Origin of the sequence: Maccoyibacter intestinihominis (assembly GCF_040096355.1) — a bacterium.
Classification (GTDB): Bacteria; Bacillota; Clostridia; order Lachnospirales; family Lachnospiraceae; genus Maccoyibacter; species Maccoyibacter intestinihominis.
Window position 1 is genome coordinate 81019 of sequence record NZ_JBBMEX010000001.1, and the last position, 19652, is coordinate 100670.

Sequence of the window (19652 nt, forward strand, 5' to 3'; positions counted from 1 at the left end):
AAAAAGGAATATGATAAAAGATGTTATGAAATGTTATGCAGCTTTTGGGAAATGAACGGATAAAATAGCATCAGTCTATGTAATAGAATCGGAAACCTAAGGATAAAACTTCATTTGAAGAAACGGGGAATATGACATAGCAGCAAAACAAAAGAGAATGTATATTTTGTGAAGGGGTCACAGAGTATGCATTCTCTTTTGTTCTAGAGGATAGGGATAAAAAGTACATAAAAGGTATAAAAACAGAGAAAAAACGGTAATTCATGCCAGAAAAATGTCATTGGTGCCATAGGTATTGCAAAAATAGTCAGAGTTGTTAAGATGTAGAAGAAGGATGTGAGGCAATGTCTAAAGTTGCAGAAAAGGTAGCGGACTCCTTATACCGGAAAGATTATATCAGTGAAGAAGAAAAAGAGATTTATTCATATGGTTATGAAATACTCATTGATAATATCGGAAAAACTTTTCTGTTACTAATGGTAGGTGCGATCATTCATCAGTTCGTTGCAACCTTGGTATTTGTAGTAGTATTTACTACATTGCGCAGCTACTGTGGAGGCTATCATGCATCAAAGACGTGGCAGTGTAATTTACTTACAGTTATTCTTTGGGGAATAGTGATAGTTGGAACATACACAGAGGCAATCATTAAACAATGTGAAGCATTGACCATTGCAATTGCTGTTGTAAGTGAGTTGGTGATTTACCAATGTGCACCAGTGGAGCATCAGAATAAGAAGTTAACGAATGAAAAAAAGAGAGGAACAGAAGATGTGCATTAGGACTAGGCATGTTATATGGAATCTTAATATTACTACTTACTTTTTCGTTAACTAAGATAGCAATTGCCTTAGCGCTGACGGTATTAGAAGTCGTAATGTTGATGATAATACCAGGTGAAGGGAGGAGCAATGAGCCATGAAGAAACAGAATCTTTTCGGAGAGATGGTAAAAAAAGCAGGAGCAAAAGCAGCTGTATCTACAGCAAATAAAGCATCTGTATTTTACTGCTACCAGCCAAAAGAGCCAAAAGGCTTAGACAAATTCAACAAATAAGATAAAAGACTCCTGCCGCGAAATGGAACAACTTTAGTACATAAGGCGGCAGGAAAGCAAGCAGAACATGAAGGTATACCCATGAATTTCAATGCTTTTTTCTGCATCAGTACAACTGCAACCTATTACGATCAATCCATTAATAAATGTCCAAATATGAGGTAAGCCCAGACCGAATATAAAGGACACAGGACAATAGCGATTGAAATTCATGGAGATGTATTTATGTTTCTATATATTACCAGCATCCGACGGAAGCCAGCAATGGCTTCCGTCTTATTTGCGGGAACATTTGCCGGGAACCCGATTTTCAAAATAACTTTTAAAAACAGGAAAAATGTGGTATAATACCTGATATGAGAGCAATAGAGAGCAGTTTTTGTTTTTAAATGTTATAATAAAATCCGTTTCACTTACGAAAGAGAGTGCGGCGGTTTTTTTGTGGAAGAAAGGAGAGGCAATGTTTAAAGAAGGAGATTTCATAATTTATGGAAGCAATGGTGTATGTCAGGTAGAGCATATCGGAAGCATGGAATTACAGGGTGTTCCGGATGATAAAATGTATTATACGTTAGTGCCGGTTTATGAAAAAAAGAGCCGTTTGTTTACACCGGTGGACAACCACAAAGTAGTCATGCGTCCCGTGATCAGTAAAAAAGAAGCATGTGACCTGATAGACCATATGCAGGAAATGCAGGTATTTGAGATACAGAATGAAAAGAACAGGGACACTGTATTCAAAGAGGCATTAAAAACCGGAGATTGTGAAGAACTCGTTCGTGTGATCAAGACAATATACGAGAAAAAGCAGGAGCGTAAGGCACAGGGGAAAAAAGTGACTGCCGGAGATGAGCGTTATTTCAAGCTGGCAGAAGAGCATTTGTACGGAGAGCTTGCGATTGCTCTTGGAATTGAAAAGGACAAGGTTAGTTCCTATATTGAGAAAAGAATCGCGTAAAATGTACAAAAAAATATAAGTGTCAAAAAATTGCAAAAGAATGTGAAAAAAGTGCCAAAGAGAATAAGTTCTATGTTATAATTATGTACATGTTTAATAAGTGATAAAGTTTTTCGTTATATTTTAAGAGAGGACTAGGTACAATGGAAAGAAAAAGAAAAATGTCTATCATGGTGCGCCTGTTACTGATGGTGATCCCGCCATGCCTGTTGCTTGGAATTGCAATGACACTTTATTCCGGGTGGAACATGCACAGGGGAATGCAAAAGACTACGTTGGACGGAATGCGTGCAACGGATTATGCAGTCTTAGAGATGTTTGAAAACGTAGCAGACGGTGATTTTAAGCAGGATGCAAAAGGCAATGTTTACAGAGGAGAGTACAAGATTTCTGATAACAATGAGTTAGCAGATTATATCAAGAACAAGACAGATGTAGATGTTACTTTTTTCTATGGGGATACCCGTGTGTTGACTTCCTTAAAGGATAAAAAAACAGGGGATCGACTGATAGGAACCACAGCATCTAAAGAAGTTACGGATAAAGTCTTAAAAAATGGAAAAGAATACTCAGATACGGGTATTGTGATCAATGAAAGACCATACTACGGATATTATGTGCCGGTAAAGAATTCGGATGACAGTATCATAGGAATGGTGTTTGTCGGAAGAGAGAGCAAAGATATTAATGCCTTTATCAAAAGCAAGTCAAGCGCCGTATTTCTTATGGCACTGATCATTATGGCAATGGCATCGATCGCAGCATGGATCACCTCAAGATCCGTAGCGGTCAGCGTGCGTGGAACAGAAAAGGTAATCGGTGCGTTAGCAGACGGTAATCTGACCCTGGATGTGGAAGAAAAGCTGTTAGGGCGAAACGATGAAATCGGTGATATGGCACGTTCCGTCGAAAAGTTAAAACAGGAGCTTTTTGAGATCATCAGTGATATCAAAAAATCTTCAGGAATACTGAATGCATCGGGAGAATCTCTAAGTCAGATGGCAGAAAACTCCAGTGCAACAACGAACGAAATGAGTAAGGTCATAGAGGATTTATCCAAGGGTGCAGTCTCACAGGCAGAAGAGATTGAAGAAGCATCGGTACATATCGGAGAGATGGGACATGTCATTGAAGAGATTGTAAGCAGTGTGGATGGTTTGGATGATACATCTGCGAAAATGAAAAATGCCAGTGATGAGTCTTCTGTCATTATCCGTCAGCTTTCCGAATCCAATGACAGGACGACACAGGCGATCAACCGTATCGGAAGACAGATTGAAGCAACGAACGATTCTGTACAGATGATCCATGCAGCAGTAGAACTGATCACTTCGATCGCGAGTCAGACAAGCCTGTTAGCGTTAAATGCAAGTATTGAAGCGGCAAGAGCCGGAGAGCATGGAAAAGGATTTGCAGTAGTAGCATCCGAGATCCAGAAATTAGCAGAACAGTCGAATGACTCGGCGGAAAAGATCAAAGACATCATCCGCGATTTGTTAAGTGAGGCAGAACAAACGGTAAACGTCATGCATGAAGTAGAAGATATCGTTGCACAGCAGCAGGAAAAATTAGAAGAGACAAAGACAAAATTTGTATCCGTAGCAGACGGAGTCAATGCATCCAGAAGCGAGACAGAGGCAATCCAGAGTCATACGCAGATATGTGATCAGTCAAGATCCAGAATTATTGATGCAGTTCAGAATTTATCAGCAATTTCACAGGAAAATGCAGCAAGTACAGAACAGACGACAGCATCTATGGCAGGTCTGAATGAGGCAATCCGTCAGTGGTCTGTGGCAGCAAAAGAATTGCAGGGCTTATCCGAGGATTTAGAGAAGGATATGTCATTCTTTACGATTTAGAAATGATGATCAAAGTGGAGGAAATACAGTGGTAAAAAAATATCCAGAGATTACACATATTTTTAATGAACACATGAAAGGCGGAGATGGAACCGTAGAAGTGATCCCGTCCGTGGTACAGGGAGAATATGAGAGTGATGCAAATGTCATTGCACGTTTGATCTTAAAACCGGGCTGTTCCCTCGGAATGCATGAGCATATCGGAGAAGAAGAGATCATTACGGTACTTCACGGAACAGCGGAATATAATGACAACGGCGAAAGCAGTACGGTAGAAACAGGCGATGTCTGCATCTGCAAAAGCGGTGGCAGACACAGCATTGCAAATGCATCGCCAAGTGAAGATTTAGAGTTAATGGCAGTGATCATTCAGGTGTAGTACCTGACTTTGCCTGATAATACTGTTCTTCTGCTTTATCATATCCGATTTCAGTGCTCCTGTGGTAGAGATCTATCCGGGAGCATTTTAATGTCTCTAAGCAGGATTGTTCATCTGCAAGAATCCCATCAATACAATTTTTTTGAAAAAGTATTACGGTGTCACGGAGTAGTTCTAAACTTTCTAAAAGACTGTCCGCGGTTCACATCGTCTAAAGGGTGAATCGTATCATAATTTCCCGGAGCCTGTCCTAAGACAGTCAACGCAAGATTAGCAATGACCTCATTGACATTCATATTTGTGGAAGTGCCGGCACCTCCCTGTAAGGCACTGGTACAAAAAGCATCATCCACATCCCCGGCTAGGATCCGGTCGCAGGCGCAGAGGATAGCATCCCATTTTTGGGATTCCTCCGGGTGCAGTTCCCGGTAAGATAAGGCAGCCGCTTTTTTTACCTGCACCATGGCGTAGATCAGGGAAAGATTTGTAGTATGATAGGAAGTAATAAAATTTTCTTTGGCACGAAGCGTCTGTAATCCGTAAAGAGTATCATCGGAAAGGCTGCGTGTTCCTAACATATCATGTTCTGTTCTCATGACGGTTCCTCCGTAAGCATCATAGATACTGCAGGAAACGGTTCAACGCTCCGCTTTAAGATGCCCTGGATATAGGCAATCAGGATACCGTAATTGGTCATAGGGATATTCTGATCCTTTGCACAGGCAAGGCGGTATTTCATTTCACGCTCATTTAACATACAGCCGCCGCAATGCACGATCATCTTATAAGGTGAGAGATCTGCCGGAAATTCCGTGCCGGAGGCAAAGACAAATTCCGGTTCTTTTCCGGTATACTGCCGGATCCAGCGGGGCAGCTTGACACTGCCGATATCGTCACACTGTCTGTGATGAGTGCAGCCTTCGGAAACTAAAATTTTATCTCCGTCCTCAATCTGCTCTAGTGCAGTGACACCTTTGATCAGTGCCGGCAGATTTCCTTTATATCTTGCAAAGAGGATAGAAAACGAAGTTAACATAATATCTGCCGGAGTGTCGGCAGATACTTTTGCAAAGACCTGACTGTCGGTAATGACAAGACGCGGTTTTTTGCCTAAGTGAGCTAAGGTGTCACGAAGTTCATATTCTTTGACGACAATGGCAGTTGCATCTGCCTCTAAGATATCACGGATCGTCTGCTGCTGCGGCAGGATCAGTCTGCCCTTTGGAGCAGCCTTGTCGATCGGCACGACTAAAACCACAAAATCAGAAGGATGGATCAGGTCAGCAACGATCCGAAGTTTGGTATCCTCTGTTTTAGCAAGAGTTGCGATCTTTTCTTTGAGGGTATCGATTCCGGAAAGATCAGCCGTACTGACGGATACAAAATCAATCTGATGTTCTTTTAAATATTGAAGGTCTTTTGCAAGTGAAGCAGACGGAGCAAGGTCGGATTTGTTAAATGCCACGGCATAAGGAATCTGCTTTTTTTGGATATGCTCAATAAAAGCAAAGTCCTCTTCGCAGAGTCCGAGAGATGCATCGACTACTAAGACAGCGGCATCCGATTTATTTAGCACCTGATAACTTTTCTTTACGCGCAAAGCACCAAGCTCTCCTTCATCATCAATTCCCGGAGTGTCAATGACAACGACAGGTCCTAATGGGAGCAGCTCCATGGATTTTTGCACCGGATCGGTGGTGGTTCCCTTTACGTCTGAAACAACGGCCAGATCCTGTCCGGTCACGGCATTTAAGACACTGGATTTTCCGGCATTCCGCCGTCCGAAAAAGCCGATATGGACACGTTCAGAAGATGGGGTCTGATTCATTTGCATAAGTATTCCTCCTCAAACACATCATTTTTTGTTCTTTTTATTCTAGTTTGTTTCCGGAACCTTGTCAATGTGTGCATTTGGTTTGCTTTTTGTGAAAAATAATGATACTATTAGTTTCGGATATGAATGGTAGAGTACCAGAGAAAACAGAAGGGTGGAATATTTACATGAAAAAAATGGAGGATTACGTCCGCAGTATTCCGGATTTTCCGGAACCGGGAATTATATTCAGGGATGTGACCAGCGTATTGCAGGATGCAGACGGATTACATATGGCGATCGACAAGATGCAGGAACTGCTCGCGGATACGGAGTTTGATGTACTTGCAGGAGCAGAGTCGAGAGGATTTATTTTCGGCATGCCGATCGCATATAATCTTCATAAACCATTTGTACTGGTAAGAAAAAAAGGAAAGCTGCCATGTGAGACCGTAGAAAAAGAGTACGATCTTGAGTATGGAAAAGCAACGATCGAGATGCACAAAGATGCCATCAAACCGGGACAGAAAGTTGTCTTAGTCGATGACCTGATCGCAACCGGAGGTACAATGGAGGCTGCCGCAAAATTAGTGGAAGAATTAGGCGGCGAAGTAGTAAAGATTATTTTCTTAATGGAGTTAGCAGGCTTAAAAGGAAGAGAGAGACTGAAAGAGTATGACGTAGAATCTGTCATCTGTTATGAAGGAAAATAAGAAGAGAGAAGAGGCTGGGGTTTGATCAAACACAGTCTCTTTTTTCACCTCCATTTCTTGTGAGATAGTACAGATTATGGTATAATAAGACAAAATACAGGAATTGTCGACATGGTTAGGCAAAAACAGTTGTAATGAGGCAGTATGACCGATATGGCTGGAAAGGAGAAAACATGGGCAAGAAAGAAGGACAAGGGGAAAACAGAATATCCGGTATTGGAGTAACAGCGCGTCTGATAGGGATTACCATGGTACCAATTATAGCGATCCTTATTATTCTGACCTTTATTTCCGCAAAAGACATGAGAGACAGCATGCGTACGACCCAGTACCAGGGAATGGCAGGAATGGCGGGAAGCGTGCAGTCTGCCTACAATATCGTATATCAGGGAGATTTTAAGTTAGATGAAAAGACAGGAGTCTTATACAAAGGACCGGCTGACCTGACAAAGACCAATGAGATGATGGATATGCTCGTTGAAAAATCAGGTTATGATATGCTTTTAACTTACGGGGATAAGATTGAGATCACAACAATGAAAGGAAAAAACGGGGAGAGGATCATCGGACAGAAGATAAAGGATCAAGTCATCATTGATAAAGTTCTGAAAGGTGGAAAAGAATACAAAGACAATGATACAAAGATCAACGGAGTAGAATATTACAGCTATTCTCTTCCGGTTAAGAACACGGATGGAACTGTTGTCGGAGTGATCAGCATTGTGAACCCTCGTTCCGAGATTGATGATTATACACAAAGCCGTATCATGATCATTGTAGTTGTAGCAGTCGTACTGTTGATCATTACATTGATCACAACAACGATCGTATCAAAATCTCTTGCAGGTGCGATCAAGCATACAGAGGAAGCATTAGTCGGACTGTCACACGGAAAAGTGAACTTCAAGTTAGAGGATCGTTTCTTGACCAGAAAAGACGAAGTAGGAGAAATGGCAAGAGCGTTTGAAGCATTGCAGAAGAAGCTGATCCATATCATCAGCAATATCAAGAACTCATCAGAAGTATTGTTAGGTTCCGGTGAGGAACTGAACCATATGGCACAGCAGAGTAACCTTGCAGCAGGTGAGATCAGCCGTGCAGTAGAGGATATCTCCAAGGGCGCGGTATCCCAGGCAGAAGATGTGGAAGAGGCAACCGTTTATGTAGGAGATATGGGTAAAGTTGTAGGTGAGATCGTAGATGGTGTGGAGACCTTAGACGAGACCTCCAATGAGATGAAAAATGCCGGCGATGAGTCCACGAACATTATTGAGCAGCTTACCGTATCCAACGATAAGACAACAAAAGCCATTGAACATATCGGAAATCAGATTAAAGCGACCAACGATTCCGTACAGGAGATCGGAGAAGCAACGAAGATCATCACAGCGATCGCAGAGCAGACCAGTCTGTTGGCACTGAATGCATCGATTGAAGCAGCAAGGGCAGGAGAGGCAGGAAAAGGTTTTGCCGTTGTAGCTGATGAGATTGGAAAATTAGCAGATCAGTCCAACACCTCCGCAGAGCAGATCCGTCAGACAATCGACAATCTGTTAGAAGAATCTGAAAAGAGCGTTGAGGTTATGGAGAGTGTCAATGTACTTGTCGCAGAGCAGCAGGAAAAACTGAACCAGACCAGAGAAAAATTCGTAAGAGTCAGCAAGGGAATCACCACTTCCAAAGACGATATGGAAGTAATTAAGAGCCACACAGATTCCTATTTTGTAGCAAGAAAGAAAGTGGCAGATATCATCCAGAACCTGTCAGCAATTTCTGAAGAATATGCAGCAAGTACACAGCAGACAACAGCTTCCATGGAAGAATTGAATGCAACGATGAACCTGTTAGCAGAAGCATCCAAGAACCTGACAGATTTATCCAGACAGTTAGAAGAAGAGATCGCATTCTTCCGGATTGATGACTAATTCAAAAAGGAGTCAGGGAGTGCAGGAACAGATTCATGACATCTTACAGTCTTTGCCTTACAAGTTAATACTCAGTAAGGCAAAGAACTGTGAATATCGTAAAGTTCAGATTTTAAAAAAAGAAAAGAATTATCAGATTGAAAAGTATACGCAAAAGCAGGTGTTCCATGAGAATCTTGATAAAGAAGAATTAGAGGTCTATCTGCTGCAGGAACTTGGTACACATTTTTTCCAGATGAATGTATGGAATGCCAAAGTGGAATATCAGATGATGATCTCGAAAAAAGGCAAGGTGCATATCATCGAAAAGAACTGTACAAAGACGGCACCAAAGGAGCAGACCGGGCATAACCGGAAGAAGAAATATCTGATCCCGGAAGGCGAAATGATAGAGCCTTTAGTCGATATGGGAATCTTCACAAAAGAAGGAAAGATCGTACACAGCATGTACGATAAGTATCGACAGATCAACCGTTTTGTAGAACTTGTGGACGATGCCGTAAAGAACAGGGAACTGACATATTTGAATATCATTGATTTTGGATGTGGAAAATCCTATCTGACCTTTATTTTATATCACTATTTTACAAACATCCGTAAGATTCCGGTGCATATGACCGGACTGGATTTAAAAGAAGATGTGATCGAAAAATGTAACCTTGCAGCTAAGAAGTATGGTTACGAAAATCTTCATTTTGAATTGGGTGACATCTGCGGATATCAGAGTAATGAACAGGTGGATATGGTAATTACACTGCATGCCTGCGATACGGCAACCGATCATGCGTTATATCATGCCGTGCGATGGAATACGGAAATGATCTTTTCCGTACCGTGTTGTCAGCATGAATTGAACAGCCAGATACAGAGTGAGGACTATTCGATACTGACCCGTTATGGTCTGATTAAAGAACGGACAGCAGCGTTGATGACCGATGCGATCCGTGCAAATCTGTTAGAGGCATGTGGTTATAAGACAGATATCTTGGAATTTGTGGATTTTGCACATACGCCAAAGAATCTATTGATCCGTGCAAAGAAAAAACCAGTGTCTAAAGATCAGAAAGAAAAGCGTATCCGGGAAGTGGAGCGTCTGATGCAGGAATATCATTTACAGCCGACGTTTTATCAGCTTTTAAAAGAAGCGTCATACATTTAAAAGAAAAATACAATTAGAATAAAATTGGAAAAAATCTCTCATACTATCAAAAAGTTTGGGAGGTTTTTTTATGGAACAAAAAGATTTTTTTTCACAGATAAAAGGTTCGCAGAGTCTTTCATTTCAAAAACCGCCTTACATTCTTGCAAGTGGAAATGTTGTGGGAAAGAAGGAGGGCGAAGGCCCATTGGGAAAAGAATTTGATGTGATCTGCGAGGACGATAAATTTGGTGCAGACAACTGGGAAGATGCGGAAAGTACACTGCAAAAGGACGCAGTGGCGTTAGCGTTAGGAAAAGCAGGATTAGAAGCAAAGGATATCCGATATATTTTTGCGGGAGATTTATTAGGACAGAATATTGCCACCTCATTTGGTCTGATGGACTATGAAATCCCGCTCTTTGGACTATATGGTGCGTGTTCTACGGCAGGAGAATCCATGGCGTTAGGTGCGATGTGTGTGGCGGCAGGATATGCCAAAAATGTTCTGACATTAACTTCAAGTCATTTTGCGAGTGCGGAGAAACAGTTTCGATTTCCCCTGGAGTATGCCAATCAAAGACCACTATCAGCTACCTGGACGGTTACCGGAAGTGGTGCCTTTGTACTTAGCACCACAAGGAGCAAGGCAAGGATCACAGGGATCACGACCGGAAAGATCGTAGATTACGGGGTTAAGGATTCTATGAACATGGGGGCAGCCATGGCACCGGCAGCCTGTGATGTAATATATCATCATCTGTTAGATTTTGAGCGGAAGCCGGAGGACTATGACAAGATCATTACCGGAGACCTTGGAAAAGTCGGAAAAGAGATTCTGATCAAACTGCTTCGTGAAAAAGGAATCGATATAGCAGAGATCCATACAGACTGCGGAATCGAGATTTTTGACTGCGAGGAACAGGGAACACAGTCGGGAGGCTCCGGTTGTGGCTGTTCCGCGGTAACCTTAAGTGCGCATTTCTTAAAACAGGTAGAAAAGGGAGCATTAAAGAGAATTTTATTTGTCCCGACCGGAGCGTTATTATCGACCGTCAGCTTTAACGAGGGACAGAGTGTTCCGGGGATCGCACATGCGATCGTCATAGAACATGCATAGAAGAAGAAAAGAAAAATAAGGGAAAAGAGGAGGAATTATCGGATGGATTATATCAATGCATTCTGGGTAGGCGGATTGATCTGTGCTCTTGCCCAGATTTTAATGGAAAAGACAAAAATGCTGCCGGGAAGGATCATGGTTTTGATCGTATGTTTAGGTGCGGTGTTAGGAGCAGTCGGAATCTATGAACCGTTCATGGAATATGCGGGAGCAGGAGCAAGTGTTCCGTTGCTTGGATTTGGCAATGTTTTGTGGAAAGGTGTGAAAGAAGCAGTAGATGCGAATGGATTTTTGGGACTGTTTCAGGGAGGTTTTAAAGCAAGTGCCGTAGGAATTTCCGCAGCTTTGATCTTTGGCTATTTGGCATCCTGGATCTTCGAACCGAAAATGAGAAAATAGTACACGTTCCGGAATACGTTTGACGCGACTTTCTTATAATGCTATAATAGTGAGCGGTTAAGAAAGAAGGACGTAAATGCAGACAGAAGAGAGAAGAAAAATATTGATCGTGGACGATGACCCGATGGTGTTAAAAGTCATCCGTTCTTATTTAAAAGACAGTTATAAAGTGTACTGTATCCGTTCGGGAGAGGAAGCACTGAAGTTTCTTTCGATGCAGATTCCGGATGTTGTGCTGTTAGATTATATGATGCCGGGAATGGATGGTCCGGAGGTGTTTCGCAGGATACAGGAGGACGAACGGACACAGGGAATCCCTGTGTTTTTTATGACAGCTGTCACGGACAGGGATCGTGTCTTAGAGTGTATGGAAATGAATCCCGAAGAGTATTTGGTAAAGCCGGTCAGCAGCAGTAAGCTTTTGAAAAAATTGTCCGATTTATTTGAAAAAGAGAGTTAACATCGTATAAATACGAAAATAAAGGACATATTAGTACTATCAAAACAAAAGGAGATAGTATTGATATGAAAAAATTCAAAAAAATCATAGTTGGTGCTATGCTGGTAATGGCACTTGGTACGTTTACAGCCTGCGGTAACAATGACGATAATGTAAATGATACAACAGGTACGCAGGATAATGTAACAAACGATGCTGCAAATGATGAAACAACAGGCAGCAACAAGAACAAGAACAAGAACAATAACGATAATGATACTGACAATGCAGGAAATGCAGTCGGCGATGCAATGGAAGATGTCGGTGATGCAGCAGGGGATGTTGGAAAAGGTGTCGTAGACGGAGTTGGTGAAGTTGGCGAGGGCATCAAAGATGCAGCCAAGGATATGACCGGAAACGATGATAATGACAACAACAACCAGAACAACGACAACAATACCAGAAGTGGTATGCAGGAAAACAACGCCGATGACAATCGTGCAAATCGTTAGGGAATGATCATCGGAGAATAAAAAGGGCGTGAGCTGTATAACAGCTCACGCTCTTGGTCTATCTTATAGAAGTGTTTATAGAAATAAAAATTACTCGTCAATGCTGTAGTTTGGAGCCTCTTTTGTGATGTGGATGTCATGAGGATGACTCTCTTTTAAAGAAGCAGCACTGATTTTTACAAATTTACCGGTTTCTTTTAAAGTTTCGATATTTGGAGCACCGCAGTAACCCATACCGGAACGTAAACCACCGATTAACTGGAAGACTGTGTCCTCAACGCTTCCTTTGTAAGCAACACGTCCTTCAACGCCTTCCGGAACAAGTTTCTTAGCATCTTCCTGGAAGTAGCGGTCTTTAGAACCGTTTTCCATAGCAGCAAGGGAACCCATACCACGGTATACTTTATATTTTCTACCCTGATATAATTCAAAAGTTCCCGGACTTTCGTCACATCCGGCAAAAATGCTTCCCATCATACATACATTTGCACCGGCAGCGATTGCTTTTGTCATATCTCCGGAATATTTGATACCACCGTCTGCAATAATCGGGATATTATATTCTTTTGCAACTTTATATGCATCCATAATTGCAGTGATCTGTGGAACACCGATACCTGCTACGACACGGGTAGTACAGATAGATCCCGGTCCGATACCGATCTTAACAGCGTCAGCACCGGCTTCGATCAGAGCCTTAACAGCTTCACCGGTTGCAACATTTCCTGCAATGACCTGTAAGTCAGGATAAGTCTTTTTGATATTTTTTACAGCTTCTAAAATGTTCTTAGAATGTCCATGTGCAGAGTCTACGACGATGACATCGACATGGGCTTTTACTAATGCATCCACACGATCCATCATGTTTGCAGTGATTCCGACACCGGCACCACAGAGAAGACGACCCTGTGCATCTTTGGCGGAAAGCGGATATTTGATCTGCTTTTCAATATCTTTAATGGTAATTAAACCTTTCAAATTATTATCTTTGTCAACGATTGGTAATTTTTCTTTTCTTGCTTTGGCAAGGATTGCTTTTGCCTCTTCAAGAGTGATGGCTTCAGGAGCAGTGATCAGTCCCTCTGAAGTCATAGATTCTTTGATTTTTTTAGAAAAATCTGTTTCAAATTTCAGATCGCGGTTGGTAATAATACCGACTAATTTTGTTCCTTCTGTGATCGGAACACCGGAAATACGGAATTTTGCCATCAGGTTGTCCGCATCCTGTAATGTATGTTCTGGAGAAAGTGAAAATGGATCAGTAATAACGCCGTTTTCGGAACGTTTTACCTTATCTACCTCATCTGCCTGTGCCTCAATGGACATATTCTTATGAATAATACCGATACCGCCCTGTCTTGCCATAGCGATTGCCATTCTGTGTTCTGTTACAGTATCCATACTTGCACTCATCATTGGGATGTTTAATTTTACCTTTTTGGTAAGATAAGTGGATAAATCAACCATATTTGGAGTTACTTCCGAATATGCAGGAACCAGCAAAACGTCATCAAATGTAATTCCTTCACCGATAATTGTACCCATGAAATTTTCCTCTCTTTCCTTCACTATATAAAGTGTCTGATAATGTATATTATTTTTTCAATTCTAGCAAAAAAAAATGTGGAAGTCAATGTCGCAATTATCAAAAATGTAGAAATTCTGCCTTTATTTTTGTACACTTTTGTGGTATCCTTTTTGTGAGTTTTATGCAAAGGAGAGTCAGGATGGAATTTCGACCATGCATAGATATCCACAATGGAAAAGTAAAGCAGATTGTGGGTGGAAGCCTCTTAGATGAGGGAAATCGTGCAAAGGAAAATTTTGTAGCAGAGCAGGATGCGGCTTTTTTTGCGAAGTTGTACCGAGAACAGGGATTAAAAGGAGGACATATCATTCTTTTAAATCCGGTGGGTTCAGAGTATTATGAAGCGACAAAAGCACAGGCAGAACTTGCATTGCAGGCATATCCGGGTGGTTTTCAGATCGGCGGCGGCATCACGGCAGAGAATGCGAAGGGATTTTTAGACCTTGGTGCAAGTCATGTGATCGTAACTTCCTATGTATTTAAGGATGGAAGGATCAACTATGAGAACCTGAAAAAATTAGAACAGACGGTAGGAAAAGAACATCTTGTGCTGGATCTGAGTTGCAGAAAACAAAAGGATGACTATTATATAGTAACGGACCGCTGGCAGAAGTTTACAAAAGAGCGGGTAACAGAGCAGATTTTAGAGGAATTGTCCGGTTATGCGGCAGAGTTCTTAGTCCATGCGGTGGATGTGGAAGGAAAAGCATCCGGCATTGAAAAAGAGCTGGCATCTCTTTTAGGGAACTGGGGAAAGATCCCAATCACCTATGCAGGAGGAGTGGGAAGTTTTGATGATCTGCATCAGTTAGATATCTGTGGACACGGTAATCTGAATGTGACAATCGGAAGTGCGTTGGATTTGTTCGGCGGAACGATGGAATATAAAAAAGTAATTGATTATATAGAGAGAGCGAGGAATGGCTATGAGTAAGTATACCAAGAAGGATATCATACGTTTAGTGGAAGAAGAAGATGTGGAATTTATCCGTTTGCAGTTTACGGATATGTTTGGAACTATGAAAAATGTAGCGATTACCAGCAATCAGTTAGAGAAAGCCTTAGAGAACGGCTGTATGTTTGACGGTTCTTCCATCGAAGGCTTTGTACGCATTGAGGAGTCCGATATGTATCTTTACCCGGATTTGGACACCTTTGCAATTTTTCCATGGAGACCGCAGCAGGGCAAGGTGGCGCGTATCATCTGTGATGTCTACCGGCCGGATGGCAAGCCGTTTGCAGGCGACCCTCGGTATGTGCTTCGCCGTGTGGTAGAAGAAGCGAAAGAGATGGGATATACTTTAAATGTAGGACCGGAGTGTGAATTTTTCTTATTTCATACCGACGATGATGGTCAGCCGACCACGATTTCTCATGAAAAAGCAGGATATTTTGACCTTGGACCGATTGATTTAGGTGAAAATGCCAGAAGAGATATGGTGTTGACGTTAGAGGATATGGGATTTGAGATAGAAGCCTCCCATCATGAAGCCGCACCGGCACAGCATGAGATAGATTTTAAATATGATGAAGCAATTGCCACCGCAGACAATATCATGACCTTTAAATTAGCAGTGAAAACGATCGCAAAACGCCACGGACTGTTTGCAAGTTTTATGCCAAAACCAAAGTATGGGATTAATGGTTCCGGCATGCACATCAATATGTCCTTAGAAAAAGATGGAAAAAATATTTTCTTTGATGAAAACGATCAAATGCAGCTCAGCAAAGAAGCGTATTATTTTATCGGAGGAATTATGGAGCATGTCAAGGGAATGACAGCGATCACAAATCCACTGGTCAATTCTTATAAACGTTTAGTACCGGGCTATGAGGCACCGATCTATATTGCCTGGTCAGCCACAAACCGCAGTCCGTTGATCCGTATTCCGGCAGCCCGCGGTGAGGGAACCAGAGTGGAGCTTCGCTGTCCGGACCCATCGGCAAATCCATATTTAGCACTTGCTGTATGTCTTGCAGCGGGATTAGACGGTATCCGTAAACAGATCATGCCGCCGGCAGCAGTGGTAAAAAATGTATATGAAATGCGTTTAGATGAAAAAAAGGCAGAAGGGATCGAAGCACTTCCGGCAACTTTAAGTGAGGCGGTAGAGGAATTAGAAAAAGACGAATATATTTTAGAAGTTTTAGGCGAGCATATCAGCCGTAATTACATTGCCGCAAAACGTACAGAATGGGCAGAATACACATCACAGGTAACAGACTGGGAGATTGAGCAGTACCTGTATAAAATTTAGCAGGAAAACGAAGATGATATACACAGTAGGATAGGAACGGATGATAAGATGAATGTGGTAATAGCTTTTCCTAAAATTGAAAACGCGAAAAGCATCCGAAGCATTCTTATGAAAAGTGGTTATCAGGTGGATGCAGTCTGCACGACAGGGGGTCAGGCGCTGCAGAATGTAAATGCCTTAGATGGGGGAATCTTAATCTGCGGATATCGTTTTGCCGATATGATGTGCAGTGAGCTCCAGGCATATCTTCCTGCAAATTTTGAGATGCTGTTAGTCGGCTCTCAGAGTAATACCATGAATAGGGATGTCTCAGATGTGGTATGTCTCTCTATGCCGTTAAAAGTTCATGAACTGTTGCAGACCGTCGAGATGATGGCGTATACTTATGAAAAGAAGAGAAAGAAACGGCGTGCACAGCCCAAAGAACGTACCGAGGAAGAAAAAAAGCTGATATTAAATGCAAAAAAACTTCTCATGGAACGGAACCAGATGAGTGAAGAGGAAGCACACCGTTATATACAAAAGAGCAGCATGGACACCGGTACCAGCATTGTGGAGACCGCACAGATGGTACTCAGTCTGATGAGTGTATAATAGAAGGAGTGATGGATATGAAATTTACAAAGATGCAGGGAATCGGAAATGATTATGTATATGTGAATTGTTTTGAAGAAAAGGTGGAAGATCCGGCAGCGCTTGCCAAGTTCGTAAGCGACAGACATTTTGGAATCGGTTCCGACGGATTGATTTTGATAAAACCTTCTAAAAACGCAGATTTTACCATGGACATGTATAATGCAGACGGTTCACAGGGTGAAATGTGTGGAAACGGGATTCGTTGTGTGGCAAAATATGTCTATGATAAAGGATTGACGGATCAGCAGCAGATTTCGATAGAGACATTAGCAGGGATCAAATATCTGGATCTGACGGTGGAGGACGGAAAGGTCGTTCTTGTCCGTGTGGATATGGGAGAGCCGGAGCTGATCGCAGAAAAGATTCCGGTAATCGCAGACAGTGAGAAAGTTATTGATGCACCGATAGAAATTGACGGAACAACCTATCATATGACTTGCGTATCTATGGGAAATCCACATTGTGTGGTCTTTATGGATGATGTGGAGAATTTTGAGATCGAAAAAACAGGTCCGTTATTTGAAAATTATAAAGATTTTCCAAAACGGATCAATACAGAGTTTGTAAAAGTCATTGATGAGCATACCTTGCAGATGCGTGTGTGGGAGCGTGGTTCAGGCGAGACACTTGCCTGCGGAACCGGAGCCTGCGCAACTGCCGTGGCAGCAGTGCTGAACGGACATTGTAATGGAGAAATCCTGATCCATCTGCTGGGAGGAGATTTAAAGATTGAATGGGACAAAGAGACGAACCATGTATTTATGACAGGTCCGGCAGCCATTTCTTTCGAGGGAGAGATCAATCTGTAGAATATTTAAATACTAATCAAACAAGAAAAGAGGAGAAGATTATGTTTCAAGTAAATGACAATTTTCAGAAGTTACCGGGAAGCTATTTATTTAGCACGATTGCAAAAAAAGTCAGTGCATATCAGCAGGAAAATCCGGACAAGAACCTGATCCGTTTAGGTATCGGTGATGTAACACAGCCACTTGCACCGGCGATCATCAAAGCACTTCATGCAGCCGTAGATGAGATGGGAGCAGCAGAGACCTTCCATGGATATGCACCGGATTTAGGCTATGAATTTTTAAGAAGTGCCATTGCAAAAAATGATTATGAATCCCGCGGATGTGATATTAGTGCAGATGAGATTTTTGTATCTGACGGAGCAAAATGTGATTCTTCCAATATTCAGGAGTTATTCTCTGCGGATTGTAAGATTGCAGTCTGTGACCCGGTTTATCCGGTTTATGTAGATTCCAATGTCATGGCAGGAAGAACCGGAGTCTATGATGCAAAGACCGAGATGTGGAGCAATGTCATCTATATGCCATGTACCATGGAAAACGGATTTGTACCGGAATTTCCAAAAGAGACACCGGATGTCATTTATCTGTGTCTGCCAAATAACCCGACCGGTACGACGATCACAAAATCCCAGTTACAGGAATGGGTAGATTATGCAAACAAAAATGGTGCGATCATTATCTATGATGCAGCATATGAAGCATATATTTCAGAAGATGATGTGGCACATTCCATTTATGAATGTGAAGGAGCAAAGACCTGTGCGATCGAAATCAGAAGTTTTTCTAAAAACGCAGGATTTACAGGAGTCAGACTTGGTTTTACGGTCGTACCAAAAGATCTGAAACGTCAGGATGTTTCCCTTCATGGTATGTGGGCAAGACGTCACGGAACAAAATTCAACGGTGCACCATATATCATCCAGCGTGCAGGAGAAGCCGTATATTCAGAAGAAGGAAAAGCACAGTTAAAAGAACAGGTTGCTTACTATATGAAAAATGCATCTGTGATTAAATCAGGATTACAGGAAGCAGGCTATACGGTATTTGGTGGTGTGAACGCACCGTATATCTGGTTAAAGACACCGGATCAGATGAATTCATGGGAGTTCTTTGACTATCTGTTAGCAAATGCGAATGTCGTTGGAACACCGGGTTCAGGATTTGGACCAAGCGGAGAAGGATATTTCCGACTGACTGCATTTGGAAGCTATGAGAACACGGTAGCAGCATTAGAGCGGATCAAGAAAATGTAAAGGGGAGCTTTTTACAAAAAGGAGTTAACATTTTATGTTATCGGAAGAGGAACGACAGCGAAGAAGAAGAGCGCAGCTTCGGGAGCAGAGAAGACGTGCAGCGAAGAAAAGAAGACGAAGGGCATTGCTTGCGAGAACCCTGTTTATTACAATCATTGTTCTGATTATCACAGGGGCAGTGTGCCTGATTAAGCATTTTAAAAATGCAAAAGAGACCTCTGCACAAGTTGAGCCAAAGATTGTGGAAAATCCACCGGATTATGAGGTAGACCTGTTGGATATCAACGACTATTCCAGACCGGGAATGACTTTAGAAAAAGTAAATGGCATTGTCATTCACTATACCGCAAATCCGGGAACTACGGCAAAACAGAACCGGAATTATTTTAACGGACTCAAAGATTCTAAAAAGACAAAGGCAAGTGCACATTTTGTTGTAGGGTTAGAGGGTGAAATCGTACAGTGTATTCCCTGCAACGAGATTGCCTATGCATCAAATGACAGGAACAGTGATACGATTTCGATCGAATGTTGTCATCCGGATGCAACAGGAAAATTCAATCAGGAAACGAAGGACACGCTGGTACACCTTACCGCATGGCTGATCGGGCGTTACGGACTGACGACGGATGATGTGATTCGGCATTACGATGTGACCGGCAAAAAATGTCCGCTCTATTATGTGGAGCATGAAGATGAGTGGAACAAATTCAAGGAAGATGTAGATGCCTATATTGAAAAGAATGGCGTTCTGCCATCGGAATCAGAAAAGAATTCGCAATAGAGGTTGC

General features: G+C 42.1%; 21 protein-coding genes. 18 read left to right on the forward strand and 3 right to left on the reverse strand.

All coding sequences use genetic code 11. From position 1 onward, the window contains the following. Window positions 1–344: 344 nt before the first annotated feature. The 5 genes from WMO43_RS00365 (at window position 345) to WMO43_RS00385 (ending at window position 4255) form a co-directional block, all read left to right on the forward strand. Window positions 345–782, forward strand: a complete 438-nt coding sequence (locus WMO43_RS00365; protein WP_353529306.1) for an accessory gene regulator B family protein — start codon at window positions 345–347, stop codon at window positions 780–782. Between the two features lie 136 nt (window positions 783–918). Next, window positions 919–1056, forward strand: a complete 138-nt coding sequence (locus WMO43_RS00370; RefSeq protein WP_353529307.1) for a cyclic lactone autoinducer peptide — start codon at window positions 919–921, stop codon at window positions 1054–1056. 460 nt (window positions 1057–1516) lie between these two features. Beyond that, window positions 1517–2014, forward strand: a complete 498-nt coding sequence (locus WMO43_RS00375) for a CarD family transcriptional regulator (RefSeq protein WP_353529308.1) — start codon at window positions 1517–1519, stop codon at window positions 2012–2014. Between the two features lie 143 nt (window positions 2015–2157). Further along, the gene (locus WMO43_RS00380) at window positions 2158–3876 is read left to right on the forward strand and encodes a methyl-accepting chemotaxis protein (protein ID WP_353529310.1); all 1719 of its coding nucleotides are present in this window, start codon (window positions 2158–2160) and stop codon (window positions 3874–3876) included. Between the two features lie 28 nt (window positions 3877–3904). Next, complete coding sequence (locus WMO43_RS00385; RefSeq protein WP_353529312.1) at window positions 3905–4255, forward strand: cupin domain-containing protein; 351 nt, start codon at window positions 3905–3907, stop codon at window positions 4253–4255. A 161-nt stretch (window positions 4256–4416) separates the two neighbouring features. On the opposite strand, the gene WMO43_RS00390 is transcribed toward WMO43_RS00385, so the two are convergent. Further along, entirely contained in the window at window positions 4417–4851 is a 435-nt protein-coding gene (locus tag WMO43_RS00390) for a lyase family protein (protein WP_353529313.1), read from the reverse strand. Then, the gene (gene hydF / locus WMO43_RS00395) at window positions 4848–6089 is read right to left on the reverse strand and encodes a [FeFe] hydrogenase H-cluster maturation GTPase HydF (RefSeq protein WP_353529314.1); all 1242 of its coding nucleotides are present in this window, start codon (window positions 6087–6089) and stop codon (window positions 4848–4850) included. The genes WMO43_RS00390 and hydF overlap by 4 nt, the downstream gene beginning before the upstream one ends. A 167-nt stretch (window positions 6090–6256) precedes the next feature. On the opposite strand from hydF, the gene WMO43_RS00400 reads away from it, so the two are divergent. From WMO43_RS00400 to WMO43_RS00430, 7 genes are all read left to right on the forward strand, one after another. Then, window positions 6257–6781, forward strand: a complete 525-nt coding sequence (locus WMO43_RS00400) for an adenine phosphoribosyltransferase (RefSeq protein WP_177962775.1) — start codon at window positions 6257–6259, stop codon at window positions 6779–6781. A 173-nt stretch (window positions 6782–6954) separates the two neighbouring features. Next, window positions 6955–8706: a methyl-accepting chemotaxis protein gene (locus WMO43_RS00405; protein ID WP_353529316.1), complete on the forward strand. Its 1752-nt coding sequence runs from the start codon at window positions 6955–6957 to the stop codon at window positions 8704–8706. A gap of 19 nt (window positions 8707–8725) precedes the next feature. Continuing rightward, complete coding sequence (locus WMO43_RS00410) at window positions 8726–9865, forward strand: class I SAM-dependent methyltransferase (RefSeq protein ID WP_353529317.1); 1140 nt, start codon at window positions 8726–8728, stop codon at window positions 9863–9865. 70 nt (window positions 9866–9935) lie between these two features. After that, the gene (gene spoVAD, locus WMO43_RS00415; protein WP_353529318.1) at window positions 9936–10964 is read left to right on the forward strand and encodes a stage V sporulation protein AD; all 1029 of its coding nucleotides are present in this window, start codon (window positions 9936–9938) and stop codon (window positions 10962–10964) included. Window positions 10965–11006: 42 nt separating this feature from the next. Beyond that, a complete protein-coding gene (locus WMO43_RS00420; RefSeq protein ID WP_177962771.1) occupies window positions 11007–11363 on the forward strand; it encodes a SpoVA/SpoVAEb family sporulation membrane protein in 357 nt (118 codons plus the stop codon). Window positions 11364–11439: 76 nt separating this feature from the next. Further along, the gene (locus tag WMO43_RS00425) at window positions 11440–11823 is read left to right on the forward strand and encodes a response regulator (RefSeq protein ID WP_353529320.1); all 384 of its coding nucleotides are present in this window, start codon (window positions 11440–11442) and stop codon (window positions 11821–11823) included. 65 nt (window positions 11824–11888) lie between these two features. Further along, on the forward strand, window positions 11889–12314 hold the full coding sequence (locus WMO43_RS00430; protein ID WP_353529321.1) for a hypothetical protein: 426 nt from the start codon (window positions 11889–11891) through the stop codon (window positions 12312–12314). Between the two features lie 90 nt (window positions 12315–12404). On the opposite strand, the gene guaB is transcribed toward WMO43_RS00430, so the two are convergent. Further along, window positions 12405–13859, reverse strand: a complete 1455-nt coding sequence (gene guaB / locus WMO43_RS00435; protein WP_353529322.1) for an IMP dehydrogenase — start codon at window positions 13857–13859, stop codon at window positions 12405–12407. Window positions 13860–14041: 182 nt separating this feature from the next. Between guaB and hisA the strand changes: the two genes are divergently transcribed. The 6 genes from hisA to WMO43_RS00465 all read left to right on the forward strand — a co-directional run bounded on the left by hisA (window position 14042) and on the right by WMO43_RS00465 (window position 19645). Next, window positions 14042–14836: a phosphoribosylformimino-5-aminoimidazole carboxamide ribotide isomerase gene (hisA, locus tag WMO43_RS00440; RefSeq protein ID WP_353529323.1), complete on the forward strand. Its 795-nt coding sequence runs from the start codon at window positions 14042–14044 to the stop codon at window positions 14834–14836. After that, entirely contained in the window at window positions 14829–16160 is a 1332-nt protein-coding gene (glnA, locus tag WMO43_RS00445) for a type I glutamate--ammonia ligase (RefSeq protein ID WP_353529325.1), read from the forward strand. Before hisA ends, glnA begins: the two co-directional genes overlap by 8 nt. A 108-nt stretch (window positions 16161–16268) precedes the next feature. After that, the gene (locus WMO43_RS00450) at window positions 16269–16754 is read left to right on the forward strand and encodes an ANTAR domain-containing response regulator (protein WP_353529326.1); all 486 of its coding nucleotides are present in this window, start codon (window positions 16269–16271) and stop codon (window positions 16752–16754) included. A gap of 17 nt (window positions 16755–16771) precedes the next feature. After that, window positions 16772–17605, forward strand: coding sequence for a diaminopimelate epimerase (dapF, locus tag WMO43_RS00455; protein WP_353529328.1), 834 nt, complete (start codon window positions 16772–16774; stop codon window positions 17603–17605). 41 nt (window positions 17606–17646) lie between these two features. Beyond that, entirely contained in the window at window positions 17647–18861 is a 1215-nt protein-coding gene (locus WMO43_RS00460; RefSeq protein WP_353529329.1) for an LL-diaminopimelate aminotransferase, read from the forward strand. Between the two features lie 34 nt (window positions 18862–18895). Continuing rightward, on the forward strand, window positions 18896–19645 hold the full coding sequence (locus WMO43_RS00465) for a peptidoglycan recognition protein family protein (RefSeq protein ID WP_353529330.1): 750 nt from the start codon (window positions 18896–18898) through the stop codon (window positions 19643–19645). The last annotated feature ends 7 nt before the right edge of the window (window positions 19646–19652 follow it).